At 63.6% G+C, this 25,855-nt stretch carries 27 protein-coding genes; 13 read left to right on the forward strand and 14 right to left on the reverse strand.

Annotation, left to right across the window (positions count from 1 at the left end; all coding sequences use genetic code 11):
* Nucleotides 1-12: 12 nt before the first annotated feature.
* Both FAZ11_RS21520 and dapC read left to right on the forward strand, forming a co-directional pair.
* Nucleotides 13-2,712 carry a [protein-PII] uridylyltransferase gene (locus FAZ11_RS21520; protein ID WP_058761978.1) on the forward strand — a complete coding sequence of 900 codons (2,700 nt, stop codon included), beginning with the start codon at nucleotides 13-15 and terminating at the stop codon, nucleotides 2,710-2,712.
* Between the two features lie 26 nt (nucleotides 2,713-2,738).
* Nucleotides 2,739-3,932 carry a succinyldiaminopimelate transaminase gene (gene dapC, locus FAZ11_RS21525; protein WP_137279578.1) on the forward strand — a complete coding sequence of 398 codons (1,194 nt, stop codon included), beginning with the start codon at nucleotides 2,739-2,741 and terminating at the stop codon, nucleotides 3,930-3,932.
* Here the strand turns inward: dapC and FAZ11_RS21530 are convergent.
* A complete protein-coding gene (locus tag FAZ11_RS21530; protein WP_058772504.1) occupies nucleotides 3,929-5,563 on the reverse strand; it encodes a Na+/H+ antiporter in 1,635 nt (544 codons plus the stop codon). The genes dapC and FAZ11_RS21530 overlap by 4 nt on opposite strands.
* A gap of 214 nt (nucleotides 5,564-5,777) precedes the next feature.
* Here FAZ11_RS21530 and FAZ11_RS21535 point away from each other — a divergent pair, with 214 nt between their 5' ends.
* Nucleotides 5,778-6,098: a hypothetical protein gene (locus FAZ11_RS21535; protein WP_058761975.1), complete on the forward strand. Its 321-nt coding sequence runs from the start codon at nucleotides 5,778-5,780 to the stop codon at nucleotides 6,096-6,098.
* A 49-nt stretch (nucleotides 6,099-6,147) separates the two neighbouring features.
* Here FAZ11_RS21535 and cysN read toward each other — a convergent pair whose 3' ends face one another.
* The 3 genes from cysN to FAZ11_RS21550 all read right to left on the reverse strand — a co-directional run bounded on the left by cysN (nucleotide 6,148) and on the right by FAZ11_RS21550 (nucleotide 9,894).
* Nucleotides 6,148-8,046: a sulfate adenylyltransferase subunit CysN gene (gene cysN / locus FAZ11_RS21540; protein ID WP_058766815.1), complete on the reverse strand. Its 1,899-nt coding sequence runs from the start codon at nucleotides 8,044-8,046 to the stop codon at nucleotides 6,148-6,150.
* A gap of 1 nt (nucleotide 8,047) precedes the next feature.
* Complete coding sequence (gene cysD / locus FAZ11_RS21545) at nucleotides 8,048-8,965, reverse strand: sulfate adenylyltransferase subunit CysD (protein WP_058761973.1); 918 nt, start codon at nucleotides 8,963-8,965, stop codon at nucleotides 8,048-8,050.
* 164 nt (nucleotides 8,966-9,129) lie between these two features.
* A complete protein-coding gene (locus FAZ11_RS21550) occupies nucleotides 9,130-9,894 on the reverse strand; it encodes a Nif3-like dinuclear metal center hexameric protein (RefSeq protein ID WP_058766813.1) in 765 nt (254 codons plus the stop codon).
* Nucleotides 9,895-9,991: 97 nt separating this feature from the next.
* Here FAZ11_RS21550 and FAZ11_RS21555 point away from each other — a divergent pair, with 97 nt between their 5' ends.
* The gene (locus FAZ11_RS21555) at nucleotides 9,992-11,110 is read left to right on the forward strand and encodes a S1C family serine protease (protein ID WP_058772505.1); all 1,119 of its coding nucleotides are present in this window, start codon (nucleotides 9,992-9,994) and stop codon (nucleotides 11,108-11,110) included.
* A gap of 3 nt (nucleotides 11,111-11,113) precedes the next feature.
* On the opposite strand, the gene hisC is transcribed toward FAZ11_RS21555, so the two are convergent.
* From hisC to FAZ11_RS21605, 10 genes are all read right to left on the reverse strand, one after another.
* On the reverse strand, nucleotides 11,114-12,169 hold the full coding sequence (gene hisC / locus FAZ11_RS21560) for a histidinol-phosphate transaminase (protein ID WP_058761970.1): 1,056 nt from the start codon (nucleotides 12,167-12,169) through the stop codon (nucleotides 11,114-11,116).
* Nucleotides 12,170-12,171: 2 nt separating this feature from the next.
* Entirely contained in the window at nucleotides 12,172-13,488 is a 1,317-nt protein-coding gene (gene hisD, locus FAZ11_RS21565; RefSeq protein WP_058772506.1) for a histidinol dehydrogenase, read from the reverse strand.
* 149 nt (nucleotides 13,489-13,637) lie between these two features.
* A complete protein-coding gene (hisG, locus tag FAZ11_RS21570; protein ID WP_058761968.1) occupies nucleotides 13,638-14,270 on the reverse strand; it encodes an ATP phosphoribosyltransferase in 633 nt (210 codons plus the stop codon).
* A 9-nt stretch (nucleotides 14,271-14,279) separates the two neighbouring features.
* Nucleotides 14,280-15,545 carry a UDP-N-acetylglucosamine 1-carboxyvinyltransferase gene (gene murA, locus FAZ11_RS21575; protein WP_058761967.1) on the reverse strand — a complete coding sequence of 422 codons (1,266 nt, stop codon included), beginning with the start codon at nucleotides 15,543-15,545 and terminating at the stop codon, nucleotides 14,280-14,282.
* Nucleotides 15,546-15,567: 22 nt separating this feature from the next.
* Nucleotides 15,568-15,807 (reverse strand): BolA family protein, encoded by a 240-nt coding sequence (locus tag FAZ11_RS21580; RefSeq protein ID WP_007159508.1) that lies wholly within the window; start codon nucleotides 15,805-15,807, stop codon nucleotides 15,568-15,570.
* A 73-nt stretch (nucleotides 15,808-15,880) separates the two neighbouring features.
* Entirely contained in the window at nucleotides 15,881-16,195 is a 315-nt protein-coding gene (locus FAZ11_RS21585) for an STAS domain-containing protein (RefSeq protein WP_058772507.1), read from the reverse strand.
* Nucleotides 16,192-16,842 (reverse strand): MlaC/ttg2D family ABC transporter substrate-binding protein, encoded by a 651-nt coding sequence (locus tag FAZ11_RS21590; RefSeq protein WP_058772508.1) that lies wholly within the window; start codon nucleotides 16,840-16,842, stop codon nucleotides 16,192-16,194. Before FAZ11_RS21590 ends, FAZ11_RS21585 begins: the two co-directional genes overlap by 4 nt.
* A gap of 14 nt (nucleotides 16,843-16,856) precedes the next feature.
* Nucleotides 16,857-17,333 carry an outer membrane lipid asymmetry maintenance protein MlaD gene (mlaD, locus tag FAZ11_RS21595; protein ID WP_058761964.1) on the reverse strand — a complete coding sequence of 159 codons (477 nt, stop codon included), beginning with the start codon at nucleotides 17,331-17,333 and terminating at the stop codon, nucleotides 16,857-16,859.
* Nucleotides 17,333-18,127 carry a lipid asymmetry maintenance ABC transporter permease subunit MlaE gene (mlaE, locus tag FAZ11_RS21600; RefSeq protein WP_058761963.1) on the reverse strand — a complete coding sequence of 265 codons (795 nt, stop codon included), beginning with the start codon at nucleotides 18,125-18,127 and terminating at the stop codon, nucleotides 17,333-17,335. Before mlaE ends, mlaD begins: the two co-directional genes overlap by 1 nt.
* The gene (locus FAZ11_RS21605) at nucleotides 18,127-18,936 is read right to left on the reverse strand and encodes an ATP-binding cassette domain-containing protein (protein WP_058761962.1); all 810 of its coding nucleotides are present in this window, start codon (nucleotides 18,934-18,936) and stop codon (nucleotides 18,127-18,129) included. The genes mlaE and FAZ11_RS21605 overlap by 1 nt, the downstream gene beginning before the upstream one ends.
* 204 nt (nucleotides 18,937-19,140) lie before the next feature.
* Here FAZ11_RS21605 and FAZ11_RS21610 point away from each other — a divergent pair, with 204 nt between their 5' ends.
* The 9 genes from FAZ11_RS21610 (at nucleotide 19,141) to FAZ11_RS21650 (ending at nucleotide 25,666) form a co-directional block, all read left to right on the forward strand.
* The gene (locus FAZ11_RS21610; protein ID WP_058761961.1) at nucleotides 19,141-20,115 is read left to right on the forward strand and encodes a KpsF/GutQ family sugar-phosphate isomerase; all 975 of its coding nucleotides are present in this window, start codon (nucleotides 19,141-19,143) and stop codon (nucleotides 20,113-20,115) included.
* Between the two features lie 84 nt (nucleotides 20,116-20,199).
* Entirely contained in the window at nucleotides 20,200-20,769 is a 570-nt protein-coding gene (gene lptC / locus FAZ11_RS21615; RefSeq protein ID WP_058761960.1) for an LPS export ABC transporter periplasmic protein LptC, read from the forward strand.
* On the forward strand, nucleotides 20,756-21,298 hold the full coding sequence (lptA, locus tag FAZ11_RS21620) for a lipopolysaccharide transport periplasmic protein LptA (protein WP_058761959.1): 543 nt from the start codon (nucleotides 20,756-20,758) through the stop codon (nucleotides 21,296-21,298). The genes lptC and lptA overlap by 14 nt, the downstream gene beginning before the upstream one ends.
* Nucleotides 21,295-22,023: an LPS export ABC transporter ATP-binding protein gene (gene lptB / locus FAZ11_RS21625; protein WP_058761958.1), complete on the forward strand. Its 729-nt coding sequence runs from the start codon at nucleotides 21,295-21,297 to the stop codon at nucleotides 22,021-22,023. The genes lptA and lptB overlap by 4 nt, the downstream gene beginning before the upstream one ends.
* Before the next feature lie 102 nt (nucleotides 22,024-22,125).
* Nucleotides 22,126-23,622: an RNA polymerase factor sigma-54 gene (locus FAZ11_RS21630; protein WP_137279577.1), complete on the forward strand. Its 1,497-nt coding sequence runs from the start codon at nucleotides 22,126-22,128 to the stop codon at nucleotides 23,620-23,622.
* Between the two features lie 90 nt (nucleotides 23,623-23,712).
* Nucleotides 23,713-24,021, forward strand: a complete 309-nt coding sequence (gene hpf, locus FAZ11_RS21635; RefSeq protein ID WP_058761956.1) for a ribosome hibernation-promoting factor, HPF/YfiA family — start codon at nucleotides 23,713-23,715, stop codon at nucleotides 24,019-24,021.
* 18 nt (nucleotides 24,022-24,039) lie between these two features.
* Nucleotides 24,040-24,504 (forward strand): PTS IIA-like nitrogen regulatory protein PtsN, encoded by a 465-nt coding sequence (gene ptsN / locus FAZ11_RS21640; protein WP_058761955.1) that lies wholly within the window; start codon nucleotides 24,040-24,042, stop codon nucleotides 24,502-24,504.
* A gap of 1 nt (nucleotide 24,505) precedes the next feature.
* Nucleotides 24,506-25,360: an RNase adapter RapZ gene (gene rapZ, locus FAZ11_RS21645; protein WP_058761954.1), complete on the forward strand. Its 855-nt coding sequence runs from the start codon at nucleotides 24,506-24,508 to the stop codon at nucleotides 25,358-25,360.
* Between the two features lie 33 nt (nucleotides 25,361-25,393).
* The gene (locus tag FAZ11_RS21650; RefSeq protein ID WP_058761953.1) at nucleotides 25,394-25,666 is read left to right on the forward strand and encodes an HPr family phosphocarrier protein; all 273 of its coding nucleotides are present in this window, start codon (nucleotides 25,394-25,396) and stop codon (nucleotides 25,664-25,666) included.
* Nucleotides 25,667-25,855: the final 189 nt, after the last annotated feature.

Genomic DNA, 25,855 nt, shown 5'->3' on the forward strand with positions numbered 1-25,855 from the left:
GGTGAGCGCACCATGCCCCAGGTCGATTCGGAGTTGTTCGACGCCGGCCAGTTCCAAGCTGAACTCTCGCTGAAAGCCAGCCCCATCGCGGCTTTCAAGAAATTCATCCGTGCGGCGAACGCGACCCTCGATGCCCGCTTCCTGGCGGGGCGTAGCGTACGGCGGCTGGTAGAAGACCGCGCCTGGTTCGTCGATCAGATGCTGGTCGCGGCCTGGAATCGCTTCGATTGGCCGGATGGCGGCATCGCCCTGCTGGCGGTAGGCGGCTACGGCCGGGGCGAGCTGCATCCACATTCCGACATCGATCTGCTGATCCTGCTGGCCGAAGAGGAACAGGAGCGTTTCCGCGAGCCTATCGAAGGCTTTCTGACGTTGCTGTGGGACGTGGGCCTGGCGGTCGGGCAGAGCGTGAGATCCCTGCGCGAATGCACCACCGAGGCTATCGCCGACCTGACGGTGATCACCAACCTCATGGAAAGCCGGACGCTGGCCGGTCCCGAGGCACTGCGCCAGGCGATGCTGCAAGCGACCAGCGTCGAACATCTGTGGCCCGGACGCGACTTCTATCTGGCCAAGCGTGCCGAGCAAAGCACGCGGCACGCCAAGTACAACGATACCGAATACAACCTCGAACCCAACGTCAAGGGCTCGCCAGGTGGCCTGCGGGACATCCAGACCCTGCTGTGGATCGCCCGGCGCCAGTTCGGCACCCTGAATCTGCAAGCCCTGGTTGGCCAGGGCTTTCTTACCGAGAGCGAATGCAGCCTGCTGATCTCGGCCCAGGAATACCTGTGGAAGGTCCGCTACGCGCTGCACATGCTGGCTGGCCGCCCGGAGGATCGCCTGCTGTTCGACCACCAGCGACGCATCGCCAACCTGCTCGGCTACGAGGACAACGATGCCAAGCTGGCGGTGGAGCGCTTCATGCAGAAGTACTACCGCGTGGTGATGGATGTCTCCCAGCTCAGCGACGTGGTGATGCAGCACTTCGAGGAAGTGAACCTGCGCGACGACCAGACGCCTGGTGCCGCCACCCCGCTCAACAACAGATTCCAGGTACGCCATGGCTACCTGGAGGTGGTGCATCCCCAGGTCTTCCTGCGCACCCCCTTCGCCCTGATGGAGCTGTTCGTCCTGCTGGCCCAGAATCCCGAGATCAAGGGCCCCAGCGCCGGCACCATTCGCCTGCTGCGCGACAGCCGCCACCTGATCGACGACACCTTCCGCCAGGACATCCGCAACACCAGCCTGTTCATCGAGCTGCTCAAAAGCGAATCCGGCATCCATCGCAACCTGCGGCGGATGAATCGCTACGGACTGCTGGGCCTCTATCTACCCGAATTCGGCCAGATCGTCGGCCAGATGCAGCATGACCTCTTCCATATCTACACGGTCGATGCCCACACCCTGAATCTCATCAAGCACCTGCGCAAGATGAGCTACGACGTGCTCGCCGAGAAGTATCCGCTGGCGACCCGGGTGATCCACAAGCTGCCGAAGCCGGAGCTGATCTACATCGCCGGCCTCTACCACGATATTGCCAAGGGCCGTGGTGGCGATCACTCGGAGCTCGGAGCCGAGGACGTGGAAGCCTTCGGTCGTCGCCATCAGCTACCCGAATGGGACACGCGCCTGGTCAGCTGGCTGGTACGCAACCACCTGGTGATGTCGACCACCGCCCAGCGCAAGGACCTGTCCGATCCGCAGGTGATCCACGATTTCGCCCTGACGGTCGGCGACCACACGCACCTCGACTATCTGTACGTGCTCACCGTCGCCGACATCACCGCGACCAATCCGTCGCTGTGGAACTCCTGGCGCGCGACGCTGCTCCGGCAGCTGTACACCGAAACCAAGCGCGCCCTGCGCCGCGGCCTGGAGAACCCGGTCAACCGCGAAGAGCAGATCCGCAGTACCCAGCAGTCGGCACTGGATACCCTGATACGCCGTGGAATCGACGCGGACGCCGCCGAACAGCTGTGGTCGCAGCTGGGTGACCACTATTTCCTGCGCCACACGGCCCTGGACGTTGCCTGGCACACCGAGGCCATCCTCGGCCATGACGATGTCGCCGAGCCGCTGGTGTTGATCCGCGAGACGACTCAACGCGACTCCGAGGGCGGGACGCAGATCTTCATCTATGCCGCGGACCAGCACGACTTCTTCGCGGTGACCGTGGCGGTGATGGACCAGCTCAACCTGAACATTCAGGACGCGCGCATCATCACCTCGACCAGCCAGTTCACCCTCGACACCTACATAGTGCTGGATGCCGACGGCGGCTCGATCGGCAACAACCCGGCGCGAGTCGCCCAGATCCGCGCCGGCCTGACCGAAGCCCTGAAGCATCCGGAAGAGTATCCGAGCATCATCAACCGGCGTGTCACCCGGCAGCTCAAGCATTTCGGCTTCGCACCCCAGGTGAACATCTATACCGAGACCGCGCGCTCCGCGAGCCTGATCGAGCTGATCGCCCCGGATCGCCCCGGCCTGCTGGCCCGGGTGGGGCGTATCTTCCTCGACTTCGACCTGTCCGTGCTCAACGCCAAGATCGCCACCCTCGGTGAGCGCGTGGAAGACGTCTTCTATGTCACTGACGCGCAAGGACGACCCCTGTCGGACCCGCAACTCTGCACCGCCCTGCAGCAAGCCCTGATCAAGCAACTGGGCGAGGCGGACAGCCAGACGCCGCTCACCCGCATCAGTATCTAGCGCCTCGAACGAAGGACCACCCGACGATGAACCCCACCCTCGACCTGTTGCATCCCTATCCGTTCGAGAAGCTCCGCGCCCTGCTCGCTGGCGTCACTCCACCGGCGGCGATCAAGGCCATTCCGCTGTCGATCGGCGAGCCCAAGCATCCGGCGCCGGCGTTCGTCGCCGAGGCGCTGACCGCCAACCTGGATCAACTGGCGGTTTACCCGACCACCCTGGGTATCGCCGACCTGCGCGAAGCCATCGCCGATTGGGCCAGCCGGCGCTTCGCCGTGCCCGCGGGCTGGCTGGATCCGGCGCGCCACGTGCTGCCCGTGACCGGTACCCGCGAGGCCCTGTTCTCCTTCACCCAGGCGGTGGTGGATCGCACCAAGGCCGGCCTGGTGCTGAGCCCCAATCCCTTCTACCAGATCTACGAGGGTGCCGCCCTGCTGGCCGGCGCCGAGCCCCACTATCTGCCCTGCCTGGCGGAGCAGGGTTTCAATCCGGACTTCGACAGCGTTCCGACCGAGGTCTGGGAACGTTGCCAGCTACTGTTCCTCTGCTCGCCCGGCAATCCCACGGGGGCTCTGCTGCCCCTGGAGACCCAGAAGAAGCTCATCGAACTCGCTGATCGCCATGACTTCGTGATCGCCGCCGACGAGTGCTACAGCGAGCTCTACTTCGACGAAGACAATCCGCCACCCGGCCTGCTCACCGCCTGTGCGGAACTGGGCCGCAGCGACTTCGCCCGCTGCGTGGTCTTCCACAGCCTGTCCAAGCGTTCCAACTTGCCAGGCATGAGATCGGGCTTCGTCGCTGGCGATGCCGCCATCCTCAAGCGCTTTCTGCTCTATCGCACCTACCACGGCTGTGCCATGCCGGTGCAGGTACAGAAGGCCAGCGCCGTCGCCTGGCGTGACGAGGCCCACGTGCGCGAGAACCGCGAACTCTATCGGCAGAAATTCGCCGCCGTCCTGGATGTCCTCCAGGGCAGCCTGGACGTATCGCTACCTGACGGCGGTTTCTACCTCTGGGCGAAGACGCCGGGCGATGACGAAACCTTCGCGCGCGAGCTCTTCGCTGCGGAACACGTCACCGTGGTGCCCGGCTCCTATCTGTCCCGTGAAGTGGGCGGCATCAATCCGGGCGCCGGACGGGTGCGCATGGCGCTGGTCGCCCCGCTGGCCGAGTGCGTGGAAGCAGCGGAGCGCATCCGCCGCTTCTGCAGTCGCTAACGATTGCCTTGATCGCGCATCAGCGCGGTCTCCTGGATATCCAGCTCGCGCAGGAATTCAGTGACTACCAGGTCGTCGATCACGCCAGCGATACGCAGCCGATAGAGTTCGCGGCGCTGGGCACGGATGGCGAGCAGGCGTAGCTCGCCATCCAGACTGTCCCTCAGCCGGGCCAGCGCTCTGGCATCCTCGCTGTCATCGGCTGAACTCAGCTCATCGCGGAATTCCGCGATGATGCCAGCCTTGATCTCGGCCTGCAGGGCCGCTCGCGCCGGCTCTTCCGTCTCGCCCGACTCCACCCCCTCCAACGCGCTGATGGCTGCCCGGGCGGCATTGATACGCACCTCGCAGCGTTCACGCTCCAAGAGGTCGTTGGATTGCTCCGGTAGACGCGCCAGCAACAGCGGAATGCCGATGCTCGCTACCACCAGGGACAGCAGGATGACGCCAGCCGCGATGAACACCAGGACATCACGCAGAGGAAAGGGCGTCCCGTTCGACAGCACCAGTGGCAAGGACAACACACCGGCGAGGGTCACCGCCCCGCGTACCCCGCTGAGAGAGGCGATGGCGGCGATACAGCGTGGATCTCCAGCGATGGTCATGGGGCCTTCGCTGGGCTGGGTGAGGTGCCAATAACCCAGAATGACGGCGAAGCGAATGGTCATGATCACTAGATAGGAGCCCACCACATAGAGCGCCAGCCAACCAGCCGCGGGCCAGAGCGCCTGGGATGCCGGCAAGGCCGCCGCTAGGATGTCAGGCAACTGCAATCCCAAGATGAGGAAAACCAGGCCGTTGAAAGCGAACTCCACCAGCCCCCAGACACTGTGATTGAGCAAGCGGGTGGCGGTTTGCCGAGGCAGCATGTCGACCCGGCTCTGCATCATCCCGGCGGCGACCGCCGACAGAATGCCCGAGACGCCGAGGCGCTCCGCCAGCACGTAGGCAGCGAACGGCAGCAGTAGCATGAAGACCACATGAGGCGCGGCATCGCTCCAGCCCCGGCTGATCACCATCCAGGCGCGCGCCCGGCCGACCAGCCAGCTCAGCACGGCACCCACCAACACTCCACCGACTGCGACGACGACGAAATTCAGGCTGGCCTGGCTCAGCGAGAACACCCCGGTCAGGACCGCCGCCACGGCGAACTTGAAGGTCACCAGGCCGGATGCATCGTTGAGCAGCGCCTCCCCCTGAATCACGTGCAGCAGCGAGCTGGGCAGGCGACCCCGGACGATGCTGGAGACGGCCACGGCATCGGTGGGCGACAGCACGGCGGCCAAGGCAAAGGCCACCGCCCAGGGGAGCTTGAGCATCCAGTGCAGGAACCAGCCGGCTCCGAGTACCGTAAGGAAGACCAGACCGAAGGCCAGCACGAAGATGGGTCGCCGCAGCCGCCAGAATTCGCGCTTGGGCATGCGCCAGCCATCGGAGAACAACAGCGCCGGGATGAACAGCAGCAGGAACAGCTCAGGGTCCAGGGCCACGTGTAGCCCTAAGGTAGGCCAGGCGAGCAAGGCGCCGACCACGACTTGAATCAAGGGCAGCGGAATGGGGATGAGATGGGCGCTGAGGCGGGTGGCACCCACCACCAGCAACAGGATCAGAGCGGTATAGAGAATCTGCACGGCGGTCTCGCGGTCAGGGCACCTCAAGCGGTACCTAATACAGGAGGAGATGCGTCCCAAGGGCCTGGGGACACGTCGACCTTGCGTTGTTGGGACTGATGTCGCCGGATTTGGTTTTACCCAAACTTTACCCCGCCGCGTCTAGGCGACTCGCCGCCGTTGCGGTCTGATAGAGAGGCCCGGTTTCAGAACCCCGGGCCGCAGGAGAATCATCATGCTACGTCGCATCACTCAGGTTGTGGTGCTTGCCGGCTGCCTCGCCATTGCAGGCCAGGCGTCCGCCCACGGTCGTGGTCCCGGTCCGGCCTTTTTCGGTGCGGTGGTGGGTGCCGTGGTCGGCGGAGCCATCATCTCCAACTCCTATGCCCGGGAGCCGGTCTATGTCCAGGGACCGCCCCCACCTCCGCCACCGCCGGTGGTTTACTACCAGCCCGCGCCGGTCTATGAGTACCGCGTGGTCGAGCCGCGCCCCGTGTATTACGGCCCCCCGCCCCCACCCGGCGGCTACTACTATGGCCCGCCGCCGCGCTGGTAAGGCCTAATAAAAAACCCGCCGAAAGGCGGGTTTTTTTATTACAGGTGCCTTAGATCACCTGGCGCTGGCGCAGAGCGTCGAGAATCTGCTGAACGCCCTCCTCTACCGACAACTGCTCGGTATCCAATACCAGATCGGCGTCTTCAGGCGCGTCATAGGCAAAGGAGATGCCCGGGATATTGTCGCCAGCCGCGGCATAGAGACCTTGCGGATCCCGCTCAGCACAGGCCTTGGGCGATGCCTTGACGTGGACCGTCAGCAGACGCTCGGCACCGATCAGCGCCTGAGCCTGGGCACGACCCTCGGCATCTGGCGCCACGAAGGCCGCCAGGGCGATCAGACCTGCCTCGTTGAACTGACGGGCCACCTGGGCAGCACGCAACCAGTTCTCGCGGCGACCGGCGCGATCCTGCGGCAATCCCTTGTTCAGGTCATGGCGCAGATTCTGGCCATCCAGCACGAAGACCGCACGCCCGGCATTGAACAGGCGCCGCTCCAGGGCATAGGCCAGGGTGGTCTTGCCGGCACCGGACAAGCCAGTGAAGAGCACGGTGGTTGGCTGCTGACCGAAGCGGGCGGCACGCTCGGCGGTGCCGACGTGCAACTGGTGCGCGCTTTGGCCATGACCGCCGCTACCCACCGGCTCGGCGATGATCATGCCCGCACCGACGGTGCCGTTGGTCAGGCGGTCGATGACGATGAAGGCACCGGTGGTGCGGTTGACGCCATAGCCATCCAGGGCGATGGAAGCATCCAGAGCCACCTTGACCCGGGCGATTTCGTTGAGCTTCAGCTCGCTGGCGGCGCCGTGTTCCAGGGTGTTGACGTCCACGGTATGGACGATGCTCGGCAGCGAACCGGGCACGTAGCTGGTGGCGCGCTTGATGTCGTATTTCTTGCCGGGCCGCATGGGCTCTTCGGCCATCCATACCAGCATGGCTTCGAAGCTGTCGGTCACCTGGGGACGGTTGTCGGCATGCACCAGGACATCGCCACGAGAGATGTCGATCTCGTCTTCCAGCGTCAGGGTGACGGCCTGGCCAGGACCGGCCTGCTCCAGCTCACCGTCGTAGGTGACGATGGACTTGACCCGGCTGCCCTTGCCCGACGGCAGGACCACCACGGCATCGCCCTTGGTCACCACGCCCGAGGCCAGGGTCCCGGCGAAACCGCGGAAGTTGAGGTTGGGGCGGTTGACGTACTGCACCGGGAAGCGCAGGTCGTCCAGGTTGCGATCCGCGGCGATCTCCACGGTCTCGAGGATTTCCATCAGCGGCTTGCCACTGTACCAGGGCGTCTGCTCGCTGCGATTCACCACGTTGTCGCCCTTGAGCGCCGACATGGGTACGAAGTGAATGTCCTTGGCGTTCAGGTCGATGCGCTGGGCGAAGGCCAGGTAGTCGTCCTTGATACGCTCGAACACGGCTTCGTCGAAGCCCAGCAGGTCCATCTTGTTGATGGCGACCACGATGTGCTTGATGCCCAGCAGCGAGGCGATGTAGCTGTGCCGACGGGTCTGGGTCTGGATGCCGTAGCGGGCGTCGACCAGGATGATCGCCAGGTCGCAGGTGGACGCCCCGGTAGCCATGTTGCGGGTGTACTGCTCATGGCCGGGGGTATCGGCGATGATGAACTTGCGCTTGGCGGTGGAGAAGTAGCGGTAGGCCACGTCGATGGTGATGCCCTGCTCGCGCTCGGCCTGTAGGCCGTCCACCAGCAACGCCAGATCGACCTCCTCGCCGGTGGTGCCCACCTTCTTGGAGTCGCGGGTGATGGCTTCCAGGTGATCCTCGTAGATCATCTTGGAGTCGTGCAGCAAGCGCCCGATCAGAGTGCTCTTGCCATCGTCGACGTTGCCGCAGGTGAGGAAGCGCAGCAGCTCCTTGCGTTCGTGCTGCGCGAGGTAGGCCAGGATGTCCTGGCCGATCAGATCGGATTGGTGCGACATCTTAGAAATACCCCTGACGTTTCTTCTCTTCCATGGATCCGGCGCCATCGTGGTCGATGACCCGGCCCTGGCGTTCGGAGGTGCGGGTGAGCAGCATCTCCTGGATGATGTCCGTCAGCGTGGTCGCCTGGGACTCCACCGCGCCGGTCAGGGGGTAGCAGCCGAGAGTACGGAAGCGCACCTGGCGCTTGTGGATGCGCGCCTTTTCCTCGGGCGAGAGGTGCTCGAGGATGCGGTCGTCGTCGATCATGAGCAGGGTGCCGTTCTTCTCGATCACTTCGCGCTCGGCGGCGAAGTACAGCGGCACGATCGGGATGCCTTCGAGGTAGATGTATTGCCAGATGTCCAGCTCGGTCCAGTTGGACAGCGGGAAGACCCGGATCGACTCGCCCTTGTTGGTCTTGCCGTTGTAGATGTTCCACAGCTCCGGACGCTGGTTCTTCGGGTCCCAGCGGTGCTTGCTGTCACGGAAGGAGTAGACGCGCTCCTTGGCACGGGACTTCTCTTCATCGCGGCGGGCGCCGCCGAAGGCCGCATCGAAACCGTACTTGTCCAGCGCCTGCTTGAGGCCCTGGGTCTTCATGATGTCGGTGTGCTTGGCGCTGCCATGGGTGAAGGGATTGATGCCCTGGGCGACCCCTTCCGGATTCTTGTGCACCAGCAGGTCCAGGCCCATGTCCTGCACCATGCGGTCGCGGAATTCGTACATGGCCTGGAATTTCCAACCGGTGTCCACGTGGAGTACCGGGAACGGCAACTTGCCGGGAAAGAAGGCCTTGCGGGCCAAATGCAGCATCACGGCTGAATCCTTGCCGATGGAATACAGCATGACCGGATTGTCGAACTCGGCGGCCACTTCACGGATGATGTGGATGCTTTCCGCCTCAAGTTGTTTGAGATGCGTCTGTTTGTCGAGCATGGCTACTCACGATTGCAGAAGGTGGCCTAAGGGATATCCGTTGCGGCATCCAGGCGACTGGACACCCCGGACGGAGCGGGCCGTGGACGAATCCAAACCTTATCATAGGCTAAGGTTATGGCTCGCCCACCAATTTAGAACCAGAAGTTCTATGCTTATGACGCTCAGGCGGGGTTATCGCAATCGATGAAGCGATGCTCGATGCCCAGTTGTGCGGCCAGATAGTCGCCCAAGGCCTGCACGCCATAGCGCTCGGTGGCATGATGACCGGCGGCGAAAAAGCTCACGCCATTCTCGCGAGCGCTGTGCACCGTTTGTTCGGACACCTCGCCGGTCAGATAGGCATCCACCCCGGCGGCGATGGCCTGGTCGATGTAACCCTGGGCGCCTCCAGTACACCAGGCCAGCCGCCGGATCGGCCGTCCACCATCGACCACCAGCGGCGTGCGCTGCAGCCGCTCCGCCACCTGCTGCCCGAAGGCCTCAGCGGAGAGTGGCTGGGCCAGCTCACCCTGCCAGATCAGGCTCCTGGCGTCGCCCGGTAATGGCATGATGTTCTGCAGACCCAGGCGTCGACCCAACTGGACGTTGTTGCCCACCTCGGCATGGACATCCAATGGCAAATGATAGGCCAGCAGGCTGATGTCGTGGCTCAACAACGTCTTGATCCGCCGATGCTTCATGCCGATCAGCCGGGCATCTTCGTTTTTCCAGAAGTAGCCGTGATGCACCAGGATGGCATCGGCCCCAGCGGCCACCGCCGCGTCCAATAATTGTTGGGAGGCGGTAACCCCACTGACCAGCAACCGGACCTGTGCCCGCCCCTGGACCTGCAGCCCATTCGGGCAGTAGTCCTGGATACGGGCACTTTCCAGGTAGTGATCGGCAGTCATTACCAGTTCATCAAGGGACATGGAGCTCCTCCTCATCGGCAGCGCCGGCCGTGTTCCCCGGCCGCGCCGCTCCTTATAATGTCCGCCAGCTTATCCGCCGCATCGCAGGCGGACAAATTCAAGGATGTAACCGATGTTCAAGGCTTTGCGTTATCTCGGCTGGCCCGTGGTGTGTGGTGTGCTGGTGGCTGCGCTGATCATCCAGCGCTATCCGCAATGGTTGGGACTGCCCACCCAGCCGACCTTCGAGTCCGCCCAGGTATCGTCCAGCTCGCGCCAGCAGGGCCCGGTTTCCTACGCCGATGCGGCAAGTCGCGCCGCGCCGGCGGTGGCCTCGCTACGCTCGACCAAGGCAGTCAAGCCGGCCAAGACCGGTGATGGCCCGACCGACCGCAAGGGTTCGGCCAAGCCGGCAGAGGAACTCAGCCTGGGCTCGGCGGTACTGATGAGCCATGACGGCTATCTGCTGACCAACAATCACGTGACCCTCGACGCGGAATCCATCGTCGTGGCCTTGGCCGACGGCCGCCAGACCCTGGCCAAACTGATCGGCAGCGACCCCGCCACCGATCTTGCCGTGCTCAAGATCGACCTGCCGAATTTGCCAGCCATCTCCGTGGGCGACTCGAGCGCCATCCGCATCGGTGACGTGGTGCTCGCCATCGGCAACCCCTTCGGCGTCGGCCAGACGGTGACCATGGGCATCATCAGCGCCACCGGACGCAATCAGCTCGGCCTCAACACCTACGAAGATTTCATCCAGACGGATGCGGCGATCAACCTGGGTAACTCGGGCGGCGCCCTGGTGGATGCCAACGGCAACCTGATCGGCATCAATACCGCCATTCTCTCCGGCGGCTCCCAGGGCATCGGCTTTGCCATTCCGATCAAGCTGGCGATGGAGGTAATGAAGTCGATCATCCAGCATGGCCAGGTCATTCGGGGCTGGCTAGGCGTGGCGGTGGAGGTGATCACCCCGGAGCTGGTCAAGACCTATGGCCTCAAGGTCGACCAGGGCATCGTGGTGACGGACATCGATCCTGATGGCCCCGCCTACAAGGCCGGCCTGCGCTCGGGGGATGTGCTGGTGAAGCTGGGGGGCCAGCCGGTCAAGGATGGCCGCCTGGCGATGAATCAGATCGCCCGCAAACAGCCGGGCGACAGCATCGCCATCGAGGTACAGCGACAGAACAAGACCGTGCAGCTCAAGGCTACCGTCGGCCTGCGCCCGCTCATGGAGAAGGCGCGCTGACCGTCAGAGGGTATCGAGGGCTGTAATGAGTGCCTGGTTCTGCGCAGGGGTGCCGATGGTGATGCGCAGGAAGTCGGCGATGCGCTCCGGGCGACTGAAGTGGCGGACGATGACGCCATGCTCGCGCAAGCCCGCTGCCAACGCCGCCCCGGCCTTCTGCACGTGGCGAGCGAAGATGAAGTTGGCCGCCGAGGGCAGCACCTCGAAGCCACGCTCCAGCAACTGGGACACCAGCCATTCGCGGCTGTCGATCACCTGCCGGCAGGTCTCGTCGAAATAGGCACGATCCTCGAAGGCGGCAACCGCACCGGCCAGGGCCAGGCGATCCAGCGGATAGGAGTTGAAGCTGTTCTTGATCCGCTCCAGGGCTTCCATCAGCGGCGCCTGGCCCATGGCTAGACCGACGCGCAGGCCCGCCAGGGAACGTGACTTGGACAGCGTCTGGGTCACCACCAGGTTGGGATAGCGATCGATCAGAGCGACTGCCGATTCGGCGCCGAAGTCGACATAGGCTTCGTCCACCACCACGACGGACGCGGGGTTGCCCGCGACGATGCGCTCGATGGCTTCCAGCGCCAGGGCGCTGCCGGTGGGCGCATTGGGATTGGGGAAGATGATGCCGCCATTGGGCCGCAGATAGTCCTCGGGGACGATCTGAAAGTCTTCGTCCAGCGCCGGGGTCTCGAAGGCGATGCCATAGAGGCCACAGTAGACCGGATAGAAGCTGTAACTGATGTCCGGGAACAGGATCGGCCGGCCGTGGCCGAATAGGCCCAGAAAGATGTGCGCCAGCACCTCGTCCGAACCGTTGCCGACGAAGACCTGGTCGCTCTGGATGCCGTGATAGCCGGCTACCGCATCCTTGAGCGCCTGGCCATTGGGATCGGGATAGAGACGCAGGTCGTCGGTCGCCGCGGCGCGAATGGCCTCCAGCGCCCGCGGCGAGGGGCCGTAAGGGTTCTCGTTGGTGTTGAGCTTGACCAGGTTGGTCAGCTTGGGCTGCTCACCCGGCACATAGGGCACCAGGTTCTTGACGAAGGGACTCCAGAGTTCGCTCATGCCTACTGCTCCTCTTGAATACGGTATTCGGCGCTGCGGGCGTGGGCGGTCAGGGACTCGCCGCGCGCCAGGACCGAGGCGACCCGACCCAGCACCGAAGCGCCGCTGGCCGAGCAGTGGATGATCGATGAACGCTTCTGGAAGTCGTACACGCCCAGGGGCGAGGAGAAGCGCGCGGTGCCCGAGGTGGGCAGCACGTGGTTCGGCCCGGCGCAGTAGTCGCCCAGAGCCTCGGCGGTGTAGCGCCCCATGAAGATGGCGCCGGCATGGCGGATCTTGGGCAGCCACTGCTCAGGCTCGGCGACGGAGAGCTCCAGGTGTTCGGGGGCGATGCGGTTGGCCACCTCGATGGCCTGGGCCATGTCGGCGACCTGGATGAGCGCACCGCGCCCTTCCAGGGAGGCGCGAATGATGTCGGCACGCTCCATCTCCGGCAGCAGGCGGGCGATGCTGGCCGCCACGACGTCGAGGAAGGCGGCGTCCGGACTGACCAGGATGGCCTGGGCGTCTTCGTCGTGCTCGGCCTGGGAGAACAGGTCCATGGCGATCCAGTCGGGATCGGTCTGGCCGTCGCAAACCACCAGGATCTCGGAGGGGCCGGCGATCATGTCGATGCCGACCTTGCCGAACACATGGCGCTTGGCGGTGGCGACATAGATGTTGCCGGGACCGACGATCTTGTCCACCGGCGGCACGCTCTCGGTGCCATAGGCCAGGGCGGCCACGGCCTGGGCGCCGCCGATGGTGAAGACACGGTCGACCCCGGCCAGGGCCGCGGCCGCCAGCACCAGTTCGTTGACCTCGCCACGGGGCGTGGGCACCACCATGACCACCTCTTTCACGCCAGCGACCTTGGCCGGGATGGCGTTCATCAGCACCGAGGAGGGATAGGAGGCCTTGCCGCCGGGCACATAGAGACCGGCGCGATCCAGCGGGGTGACCTGCTGGCCGAGCACGGTGCCATCGGCTTCTTGGTACTGCCAGGAATCCTGGCGCTGCTTCTCGTGGTAGCTACGCACCCGAGCGGCGGCGGCTTCCAGCGCCGTGCGCTGTTCAGGGGTGATCCGGTCCAGGGCTTCTTCCAACCGCGCGCGCGGCAGGATCAGATCGCTCATGGACGTCGCCTCGACACCATCGAAGCGGCGGGTGAATTCGAGCAACGCCTGATCGCCCTGGTGGCGGACGTCGGCGATGATCGCCAGGACCCGCTGGTTAATATCGGCGTCGGAGACCCCTTCCCAGCTCAGCAGATGATCCAGATGCTCGGCGAAATCCGGAGCGGCGGCAGCGAGTCGGCGGATGGCGAGCGGAGCGGTCATGGCGGGTCCTCTTCAGGATGAGCGAAAGGGGCGCCCGAGAGTAACAGCCGGCTCCGTGTGGGCGCCCGACAATTTGGCTATGGCACGGATAGGCAAGGTTGGAGGGGTGAAATCAGCGGATGGCCGGCTTCAGCACGCCGGCCGCTCCTTTAAACGCCGCGCGCCTCGACGGCGTGACGCAGGGTCTCGATGAGCGCCTGGATGCGACCATGCTGCATCTTCATCGAGGCCTTGTTGACGATCAACCGCGAGCTGATATGGGCGATCAGCTCCTGGGGCTCGAGGCCATTGGCCTTGAGGGTGTTACCGGTGTCGACCACGTCGATGATCTTGTCGGCCAGCCCCACCAGTGGTGCCAGCTCCATGGAGCCGTACAGCTTGATGATGTCGACCTGGCGGCCCTGCTCGGCATAGTAGCGCTTGGCGACATTGACGAACTTGGTCGCCACCCGCAGCCGCCCACGCGGCGCCGGAGCGCCCACGGCGCCCGCGGTCATCAGCTTGCAGCGGGCGATGCGCAGGTCCAGCGGCTCGTAGAGACCATCGCCGCCATATTCCATCAGCACGTCCTTGCCGGCCACGCCCAGGTCCGCGGCGCCATGCTCCACATAGGTGGGCACGTCGGTGGCGCGGACGATGAGCAGCCGCACATCGTCCTGGGTGGTCGGGATGATGAGCTTGCGGCTCTTGTCCGGATTCTCGGTCGGGGCGATCCCCGCCGCCGCCAGCAGCGGCAGGGTGTCGTCGAGGATACGGCCCTTGGACAGGGCGATGGTCAGCATCGGAGGTCCTTACTTGGGCGTGCGACGGATCTTGGCGCCGAGCAGCTGGAATTTCTCCTCGATGCATTCGTAGCCGCGGTCGATGTGGTAAATGCGATCGATCAGGGTATCGCCTTCGGCTACCAGGGCGGCGATGACCAGGCTCGCCGAGGCGCGCAGGTCGGTCGCCATCACCGGCGCGGCCTTGAGGCTGGGTACCCCGGTGACGATGGCGGCATTGCCTTCGATGGCGATGTTGGCGCCCATGCGCACCATCTCGTGAACGTGCATGAAGCGGTTCTCGAAGATGGTTTCCACCACGGTACCGGTGCCTTCGGCGACGGCGTTCATGGAGATGAACTGGGCCTGCATGTCGGTGGGGAACGCCGGATAGGGCGCCGTACGGATGTTCACCGCACGGGGACGATTGCCCTTCATGTCCAGCTCGATCCAGTTGCTGCCGGTGGAGAGGTGGGCACCCGCCTCTTCCAGCTTGGCCAGCACGGCTTCGAGGATGGTCGGATCGGTATCCTTGAGCTTGACGCGACCGCGGGTAGCGGCGGCGGCGACCAGGTAGCTGCCGGTCTCGATGCGGTCGGGCAGCACCGAGTAGGTGGCGCCACCCAGGCGCTCGACGCCTTCCACGGTGATGGTATCGGTACCGGCACCCTTGATGTTGGCACCCATGGCGATCAGGCAGTTGGCCAGATCCACCACCTCGGGTTCCCGGGCGGCGTTCTGGATGACGCTGCGGCCCTTGGCCAGGGTGGCGGCCATCAGCACGTTCTCGGTACCGGTCACGCTGACGGTATCGAAATAGTAGTGGGCACCGCGCAGACCGCCGGCCGGCGCCTTGGCCTTGATGTAGCCGCCTTCGACGGTGATCTTGGCACCCATGGCTTCCAGACCGCGCAGATGCAGGTCGACCGGGCGCGAGCCGATGGCGCAGCCACCGGGCAAGGCAACTTCCGCTTCACCGAAGCGGGCAACCATCGGCCCCAGCACCAGGATGGAGGCGCGCATGGTCTTGACCAGTTCGTAGGGCGCGACCAGCGTCTTGATGCTGGAGGCATCCACCTCGACGTTGAGCTTCTCGCCGATGATGGGCTGCACGCCCATGCGACCGAACAGCTCGATCATGGTGGTGATGTCGTGCAGGTGCGGCAGGTTGGCGATGGTCACCGGCGTATCGGCGAGCAGGGTCGCGGCCAGGATCGGCAGGGCGGAGTTCTTGGCTCCGGAAATGCGAATTTCACCGTTCAGGCTATTGCCGCCGGTAATGATCAGTTTGTCCATAACGAGTTCTCGGCGCCGCGAATCAGGCGCGTTCGGCCCAGGCGGCACGGGTGAAGAATTTCATGGTGACAGCGTGGATGCTGCCATCGGCGATCTGCGGCTGGAGATGAGAGTAGACCTGCTGCTGACGCTTGACCGGGCTGAGGGCCTGGAGCTCGTCGCTGATCAGGTAGAGCTGGAAGTTGCAGCCCTCACCTTCCACTTCCACCTGGGTATCGGCCAGTTTCGCCTCCAGGAGGCTTTTGACTTCTTGGGCCTGCATGGCGGCACCTCGGCAATCTAGTACAGCCGGCGATCATACAAAAAAACCGGCGGTACGGCGACTGCGATGACCGCTAGGCGTGAGCCTGGTCTGCCAGGGGCAACAACTCCAAGGCATTCGAGACGTCGGCGATCTGCCGTAGCTCGGAGGGCAGGCTGGCGATGGTGAGCGGACGCCCGGCAGCCTGGGCATCGCGCAGCCAGGCCAGCAGCAGCGCCAAGCCGGCGCTGTTGGAGCGTTCGACGCCAGCGCAGTCCAGCAGCAGCGGACCGCTGCCCTGGCCAATCAGCGCCCGACCTTGCTCGCGCAAGGTCGGCACATTGGCGTGGTCGAGCACGCCCGACAATTGCAGCCGGGCGCCCTCGCCGGAGATGGCAGCGCGACTCACGAGCCGACCTTGGCCTTCTGGGCCTCGGGCGAATCCTTGGCCTTGGCCACGGTGCCCGCCCAGTTGTCGATGGTCTTGTTCAGATCGCCGTTGTTGTCCTGCATCGCCTGGGCGAACTGATCGCGGAACAGCTTGCCGAGGTTCAGGCCATTGATGATGACATTGCGGACCTTCCAGTCGTCACCCTGCTTGACCATGGTGTATTGCACCGGGTAGACGGCGCCATTGTTGCCCCTGACCTCCATGCCCACACTGGTGCGATCAGGACCATCGGACGGACCTTCGGGCAGGACGCGGATACCCTGGTTGTTGTATTCCAGCAGGGCATTGCCATAGAACTGCATCAGGCTGCGCTTGAAGTTTTCCTGGAAGCGGGCCATCTGCTCGGGGGTGGCGCTACGGCTGTAACGCACGGTCATGATGCTGCGCGAGATGCCTTCTGCATCCACCACCGGCCCGAGAATGCTGTTCAGCGATTCGTAGAAGGCTTCTGGATTACTGCGATACGTGTCCCGATTGGCCTGGAGATCCGACAGCAAGGTATTGGTGGTCTGCTGGATCACGTCGTAGGCCGAGGGCGCTGCCTGGGAGACCAGGGGCAACAGGGCCAGGATCGCGATCACTCCGTGACGAATTAGCTTGAGCATGGAAAAGCCTCGCATCATTTGTTTGCGGAAGAGTCTTTATTGACCGAATTGAGCAGGAATTTGCCGATCAGATCCTCGAGAACCAGCGAAGATTGTGTATCTCGAATGGTCGAGCCTTCCTTGAGCACCTGTTCGTCGCCACCGACGCTGATGCCGATGTACTTCTCGCCGAGCAGGCCAGCGGTCAGGATGGAGGCGATGGAGTCGGTCGGCAGGTTGTCCACCTGCTTGTCGATTTGCATGGTGACCCGCGCGCGGTAGCTGTTGCGGTCGAGATCGATGGCGGTGACCTTACCGATGGTCACGCCCGACATCGTCACCCGCGATCTCACCGTCAGACCGGCGATGTTGTCGAAATAGGCATAGACCTTGTAGGTATCGCGATGGTCGCTCATCGTCAGACCGCTTACCCGCAGCGCCAGCAACAGCAGCGCGAGCACGCCGGCCAGCAGGAAGAGTCCGACACCGATTTCCTGGGTGCGGGTTTGCATCAGAGATCTCCAAACATCAGGGCGGTAAGAATGAAGTCGAGGCCAAGCACGGCGAGCGACGCATAGACGACGGTACGGGTGGTGGCGCGACCGATGCCTTCGGACGTTGGCTCGCAGTCGTACCCCTGGAAGACGGCGACCCAGGTCACCACGAAGGCGAACACCAGGCTCTTGATCACGCCATTGAGCACGTCGCTGAGCATCACGCTGTGCTGCATGGTGGCCCAGAAGGAGCCGTCATAGACGCCGAGCCAGTCGATGGCGACCATGGCCGCGCCCCAGATACCCACCACGCTGAACATGGCGGCCAGCAGCGGCATGGAAATGAAGCCGGCCCAGAAGCGCGGCGCGACGATGTACTTGAGCGGGTCCACGCCGATCATTTCCAGGCTGGACAACTGCTCGGTGGACTTCATGTTGCCGATCTCGGCGGTCAGGGCGGACCCCGCGCGACCGGCGAACAGCAGCGCGGTCACCACGGGGCCGAGCTCGCGCAGCAGCGTCAGGGCGACCATCTGCCCCACGGCCTGCTCGGAGCCATACTTGACCAGGATGTTGTAGCCCTGCAGGGCGATCACCATACCGATGAAGAAACCCGAGACCACGATGATCGGCAGCGACAGCACGCCTACCGAATAGAGCTGCTTGCCCAGCAGTTGCAGGCCGCTGCCCACGCCACCGCGGCCGAACACCGCCAGCACCAGCACGATCACCGAGCGACCGATGGCCGCCACGACGTCCAGCCCGGCCCGGCCCAGCCGACGAATCCGCTCCACGGCGGAAACCTTACGCATCAGTGTTTCCCCAGCAAGGCATCGCGCAGATCCGGCGCGGCGAAGTGGAAGGGTACCGGGCCATCGGGAATGCCCTGCATGAACTGGCGTACCCGCGGATCCGGCGACTCGCGCAATTCCTTCGGCGTGCCCTGCCCCAGCACCTTGGTATCGCCCACTACATAGAGGTAGTCGGCGATGCTGGCTGTCTCGGCCAGATCATGGGAAACCACGATACTGGTCAGGCCCAGGGCCTGGTTGAGCAGGCGGATCAGCCGCACCAGCACGCCCATGGCAATGGGGTCCTGACCGACGAAGGGTTCGTCGTACATGAGGATCTGCGGATCCAGGGCGATGGCGCGCGCCAGGGCGACTCGCCGCTTCATGCCGCCGGACAGTTCATCCGGCATCAATTCGACGGCGCCACGCAAACCCACCGCCTGCAACTTGAGCAGGACGATGTCGCGAATCATCTCTTCGGGCAACTTGGTATGTACCCGCAGCGGAAAGGCCACGTTCTCGAAGACATCGAGATCGGTGAACAGGGCGCCACTCTGGAACAGCACGCCCATCTGCCGACGCATCTCGAACAGCTCGCCACGGGACAACTGCGGCAGATTGGCGCCATTGACCCAGATCTCGCCGGCGCTCGGCCGCAGCTGGGCGGCGATCAGCCGCAACAGGGTGGTCTTGCCGCTTCCAGACGGCCCCATGATCCCGGTGACCTTGCCACGCGGGATGCGAATGTCGACCTGGTCATAGATCAGACGCGTACCGCGCTTGAAGGAAACGCCCTTCAACTCCACGGCATACGGGCTATCGACGGCCATCGAAACTCCTAAGATTCAACTCTGTGCAGGGAGACGCCGCTCCGCCGCGTCAGGGCACGCGACTCTTGCGCTCAACAGCCCTTGCAAAAGGGCGGCACTATATCATCCGTTGCCGATGAGACGTCTGACCTACGGGTGACGTTGCTGAGTGTCGCGGCTTTGCGCATATAATTTCCGATTGTCCTGCCACCTGCCTTCTGACCCATGTCCGACACAATAGATTTCATCGCCTCCGCCAGGCGTACCATAGAGGTAGAGCAAACGGCGGTGGCCGCCCTGGGCGAACGCGTCGATGCCAGCTTCTCCGAGGCCTGTCGCCTGCTGCTGAATTGCCGCGGGCGCATCGTCGTATTGGGCATGGGCAAGTCCGGCCATGTCGGCAACAAGATCGCCGCCACCCTGGCCAGTACCGGCAGTCCGGCCTTCTTCGTTCACCCGGCCGAGGCCAGCCACGGCGACATGGGCATGATCACCCGGGATGACGTCATCATCGCCATCTCCCAGTCGGGCACCTCGAGCGAGATCCTCACCCTGCTGCCGCTGATCAAGCGCCTGGGCGTGCCGCTGATCAGCTTCGCCGGCAATGCCGCCTCGCCCCTGGCGAAGGCCGCAGACGTCAATCTGGATACCAGCGTCGAAACCGAAGCCTGCCCGCTCAACCTGGCACCGACCTCCTCCACCACCGTCGCCCTCGTCCTGGGCGATGCCCTGGCCATCGCCCTGCTGGAGGCACGCGGCTTCACCGCCGAGGATTTCGCCTTCTCCCATCCGGGCGGCGCCCTGGGGCGGCGTCTGCTGCTCAAGGTGGAGAACGTCATGCACGCCGGTGACGACCTGCCCCGCGTGAGCGAAGACACCCTGGTGTCCGATGCCCTGCTGGAGATGTCGCGCAAGGGCCTGGGCATGACCAGCGTGCTGGCCGCCGATGGCCGCCTGGCCGGCATCTTCACCGACGGCGATCTGCGCCGAGCCCTGGATCGCGGGATAGATGTGCGGACGACCCCCATCGCAACCGTCATGACCCGCGGCGGTCGAACTGCCAAGGCCCAGATGCTCGCCGCAGAAGCGCTCAAGATCATGGAAGAGCACAAGATCAATGCCCTGGTGGTGGTCGACGAGGCACAGCGGCCGCTCGGCGCCCTCAACATGGGTGACCTGCTGCGCGCCGGGGTGCTGTAGGCCGGGTTATACTGGTCGGCTCGTGTACCGCGAAAAACGTCTTCAACCCGCCGCCACCCAGTGCGGCCTGACACAGGTAGCCTCATGTTTGGCAGTTTGCGCCGCCCCGTGCTGTTGGTCCTGATCGCCGCCGCGCTCATCGCGATCGGCTACTGGAACATCCTGCCGCAGCGCTTCGTCGACGCTCCGGCAACGGCTCAGCAAGACAGCGCCATCGATGGCTATGCCCTCAATACCCGGACGATTCAGTATCGCCTGGACGGCAAGATTCAGTACGAACTCACCGCGGAGCGCAGCGAGCACGTCAAGGCCACCGATGTCACCCTGGTGACCCGACCCGACATGCTGGCCTTTCGTGGCACTGAATTTCCTTGGCACATCCGTAGTGCCCGGGCCGAAGTCGCCCCCGGCGGTAGCCAAGCAGAGCTGATCGATGACGTGCGCGTGGAACGGACCGACGAGCGCGGCCGCCCGGTGGTGCTGACCACCACTCGTATGACCGTCTTTCCCGACAAACAATATGCGCAAACCGAGCAAGCCGTTAGAATCGACGCTGCCAATGGGGTGACGACGGCCAAAGGCATGAAAGCGTATCTAGAAGACGGCAGAATGCTCCTGCTGTCCAACGTAAGAGGCCAGTATGAGGTTCGTTAAAACCCTCCCCTTTCTGTTCACCCTTGGCGCCACCTTGAGTAGTGCTGCGGCCTGGGCATTGCCGACCGATCGCACCCAGCCGATCCGCGTGCAGGCCGACAGCGCCGAGCTCGATGACAAGCAGGGCGTGGCCGTGTACCGCGGCGACGTGGTCATCACCCAAGGCAGCATGAAGATCACCGGCAATACCGTGACCTTGACCCAGGACAACCAGGGCAACATCAAGGTCGCAACCGCGGTGGGCAAGCCGGCCTATTTCGAGCAGCGCCCCGCGCCGGACAAGGACATCGTCAAGGCCTACGCCCTGACCATCCAATATTTCGCCCAGGAAAATCGCATCATCCTGATCGACCAGGCCAAGGTGATCCAGCAGGGCAATACCTTCGAAGGCGAGAAGATCGTCTACGACACCCAGCGCCAGATCGTCAACGCCGGTCGCGCCAACGGCAGCAAGATCACCACGCCGCGACCACGCATCGACATGGTCATCCAGCCCAAGGATCAGCAGCAGTCGGGGCAGGGACAATGACGGTTACGCTCAAAGCCCAGCATCTGGCCAAGAGCTACAAGGGTCGTCAGGTCGTTCGCGACGTCAGCGTCAGCATCGACAGCGGCCAGATCGTCGGCCTGCTCGGCCCGAACGGTGCCGGCAAGACCACCTGTTTCTACATGATCGTCGGCCTGGTCAAGGCCGATCAGGGTCGCGTCCTGATCGACGATGAGGACGTCACCGCCCTGCCCATGCACGGCCGCGCTCGCGCCGGCATCGGCTATCTGCCGCAGGAAGCCTCGATCTTCCGCAAGCTGACCGTGGCCGACAACATCCTCGCCATCCTGGAAACCCGCAAGGATCTGGACAAGGCCGGCCGATTGCGTGAGCTGGAAAGCCTGCTGCAGGAATTCCACATCACGCATATCCGCGACAATCGCGGCATGAGCCTGTCGGGTGGTGAGCGCCGCCGCGTCGAGATCGCCCGCGCCCTGGCCACCGCACCCAAGTTCATCCTGCTCGATGAACCCTTTGCCGGTGTGGACCCCATCTCGGTGGGCGACATCAAGCAGATCATCCGCCACCTCAAGGCCAAGGGCATCGGTGTACTCATCACCGACCACAACGTGCGGGAAACCCTGACCATTTGCGAGACGGCCTATATCGTCAACGACGGCCAACTCATCGCCGAAGGTACCGCCGAGGAAGTCCTCGCCAATGACCTGGTGAAGGAAGTCTACCTGGGCCACGAATTCCGCCTCTAGGCAAACCTGGGGAAACAAGGCATATAATTTGCTAACGCTCGCAGGTTTCGCGAGGTTCGGTGGCGCTGTTCGCGTCGGTAGACAAGGTGTAATTCCGCAGCCATGAAACCATCGCTAGTCCTCAAGATGGGCCAGCAGCTGACGATGACGCCGCAGCTGCAACAAGCCATTCGTTTACTCCAACTTTCCACGCTCGATCTGCAGCAGGAAATCCAGGAAGCCCTGGAATCCAATCCCATGCTCGAACGTCAGGAAGAAGGCGAAGACTTCGACCACAGCGAGCCCTTGAGCGACGGCGACGAGCTAGCCAACCCTGGTAGCGCCGAAATCAACTTCAAGGAGACGTCGGTCGCCACCAACGAGATGGCCGATGAGCCCTCCGATTGGAGCGAGCGCATTCCCAGCGAATTGCCGGTCGATACCGCCTGGGAAGACATCTACCAGACCAGCGCCAGCAGCCTGCCCAGCAACGATGACGACGAGTGGGACTTCACCACCCGTACCTCGGCCGGCGAGAGCCTGCAGACCCATCTATTGTGGCAGCTTAACCTCGCGCCCATGTCGGACCTCGACCGCCTGATCGCGCTGGCCATCATCGACGGCATCGACACCGATGGCTACCTGCAGGAAAGCCTCGAAGACATCCATGCCTCCCTCGATCCGGAGCTGGAAGTGGATCTCGACGAGGTCGAGGTGGTGCTCAGGCGGGTCCAGCAGTTCGAGCCGGCCGGTGTCGCCGCACGCAACCTGCGTGAATGCCTGCTGATCCAGCTGGCCCAATTGCCGGCCACCCTCCCCCTGCTCGGCGAGGCCAAGCGCCTGGTCAGCGACTACCTCGATCTGCTCGGCAGCCGCGACTACGCGCAGCTGATGCGCCGCATGAAGATCAAGGAAGAGGAACTCAAGCCCGTCATCGAACTGATCCAGACGCTGCACCCGCGTCCCGGCTCCCAGATCGAGTCCGGCGAGGCCGAATACGTGGTGCCGGACGTCCTGGTCCGCAAGCACAACGAGCGCTGGCTGGTGGAGCTCAACCAGGAAGCGGTGCCGCGACTGCGGGTGAATCCCCAGTACGCCGGCTTCGTCAAGCGCGCCGACAGCAGCGCCGACAATACCTACATGCGCAACCAGCTGCAGGAAGCCCGCTGGTTCATCAAGAGCCTGCAGAGCCGCAACGAGACCCTGATGAAGGTGGCGACCCAGATCGTCGAGCACCAGCGCGGTTTCCTCGAATACGGCGAAGAGGCGATGAAGCCGTTGGTCCTGCACGACATCGCCGAGGCGGTGGGCATGCACGAGTCGACCATCTCGCGGGTAACCACCCAGAAATTCATGCACACCCCGCGTGGCATCTACGAACTCAAGTATTTCTTCTCCAGCCACGTCAGTACCGCCGAGGGTGGCGAATGCTCCTCCACCGCGATCCGCGCGATCATCAAGAAATTGGTGGCGGCGGAAAACGCGAAAAAGCCGTTGAGTGACAGCAAGATCGCTGGTTTACTGGAATCGCAAGGTATACAAGTCGCTCGTCGCACGGTGGCTAAGTATCGGGAATCCTTGGGGATCGCTCCATCCAGCGAACGCAAGCGTCTGGTCTGACGTCCCCCGGTCGCGACCGTGCCTCGTTCGCCCCTTGTCATGTCGGCGAGTAGCTTCGCCGATCGCAGCCCGGCAATAAGGAGAAGCGGTATGCAAGTCAACATCAGCGGCCATCAGCTCGAAGTAACAGAAGCCCTGCGTGACTACATCGGCGAGAAACTCGCCCGCCTCGAACGTCATTTCGACCGTATTACCAACGTCCAGGTCATTCTCGAAGTAGACAAGCTCAAGCACAAAGCCGAAGCCACCCTGCACGTCGCCGGTGCCTCGGTAGTCGCCAATGCCGAGCACGACGACATGTATGCCGCCATCGATCTCCTGGCCGACAAGCTCGACCGCCAACTGATTAAACACAAGGAAAAATCGATCGAACGCCAGCAGGGCGTCGGCGTCCGCTGAGGTTTCGATCGCCGCTTTATGATCAGACTCGAAAACATCCTGACCCCCGGCCGCACCCAGACGGGTGCGCCGGGAGGCAGCAAAGCCGCCGTACTGGAACGCATCGCCGAGTTGGCCGCGCAGGAACTGCCCGGCCACGACGCGGGGCACATCTACGAATGCCTGATGGCGCGCGAGCGCCTAGGTTCCACCGGCTTCGGCAACGGCATCGCCATCCCCCACTGCCGTCTGGCAGGCTTGCAACAGCCGTTGTGCGTCTTGTTCCATCTGCAACACCCAGTGGATTTCGATTCCCTGGATGGCGCCCCCGTGGATCTGGTGTTCGTCCTGCTGGTACCCGAGGCGGCCACCGAGCAGCACCTCACGCTGCTGCGCCAGATCGCCGGTATCCTGGACCGGGCGGACATCCGTGATCGGCTACGCAAGGCCAAGGACAACCAGGCGCTCTACCAGATTGTCGTCGAGGCCCAGAGCGGACACTGACATGCACCTCATCATCGTGAGCGGACGTTCCGGGTCGGGCAAGAGTACGGCGCTCAACGTGCTTGAGGACAATGGCTTCTATTGCATCGACAACCTGCCGGCGAGCCTGCTGCCCGATCTCGCTCAGCATGCCCTGACCGACATGGAGCGGCCGCAACCCAAGGTCGCCCTGTCCATCGATGCGCGCAACCTGCCCAGCCAGCTGCAGCGCTTTCCCGAATTGCTCGAACAGGTACGCAGCCGCAATATCCGCTGCGATATCCTCTATCTGGACGCCGATGACCAGACGCTGCTCAAGCGCTTTTCCGAGACGCGTCGTCGGCATCCGCTGTCCAACCAGGAGAGATCCCTGGCGGAAGCCATCCAGGACGAGCAACTCCTGTTGTCGCCTATCGCCGACCTGTCCGACCTGAAGATCGACACCACCCACCTGAATCTCTACCAGTTGCGCGACATGCTCAAGTTGCGCCTGCTGAATGCGCCGGAGCCCGGTACCGCCTATCTGGTGGAATCCTTTGGCTTCAAGCGTGGCATTCCAGTGGACGCGGACATGGTGTTCGATGTGCGCTTCCTGCCCAATCCCTACTGGAAACCAGAACTGCGCGACTTTTCCGGACTCGATGTCCCGGTAAGGGAGTATCTCGAGCAACAGCCCGAGGTAGAGACCCTGTACAATGACATCCGCGATTATCTGGTGAAGTGGTTGCCGCGCTTTGCGGCCAACAACAGGTCCTATGTGACCGTTGCCATTGGCTGTACCGGTGGTCACCACCGCTCGGTCTACCTGGCCGACCGCCTCGGTCGCGAACTCAAAGACCTGCTCAAGAACGTCCAGATCCGTCACCGCGATCTCTGACGCCCGTTTTTCGCTTCCACAAGGACAGACTCAATGCCTGCCCAACAGATCACCATCATCAACAAGCTGGGCCTGCACGCCCGAGCGGCGGCCAAATTCGTCGGCGTGGCCGGACGCTATCCCGCCAGCGTACGGGTGGGCCGCAGTGGCGAGCCGCCGGTGGATGGCAAGAGCATCATGGCGGTCATGATGCTGGCCGCCGGCAAGGGTACGGTACTGCAACTGGAGACCGAGGGTGAGCAAAGCGACGAAGCCATGCGTGCTTTGGTCGAGCTGATCAACAACTATTTCGACGAAGGTGAATGACCGGCGCCCGCTCGCTTACCTCATGAAAAAAGCCGCCCTAGGGCTAATGCCAGTCAGTTAAGCCTGACTGGCATTTTTCTTTCTGGTCGGATACTTCGAAGGCTTGGGCTTGATGACCCGCGGATAGGCACGGTAATCGCGCCTATGCGGCAGCACGAAATGCGGTGCCAAAGCATGCAGGTCGGCGAG

The organism is Pseudomonas rhizoryzae (assembly GCF_005250615.1).
In the GTDB taxonomy this organism is placed as follows: domain Bacteria; phylum Pseudomonadota; class Gammaproteobacteria; order Pseudomonadales; family Pseudomonadaceae; genus Chryseomonas; species Chryseomonas rhizoryzae.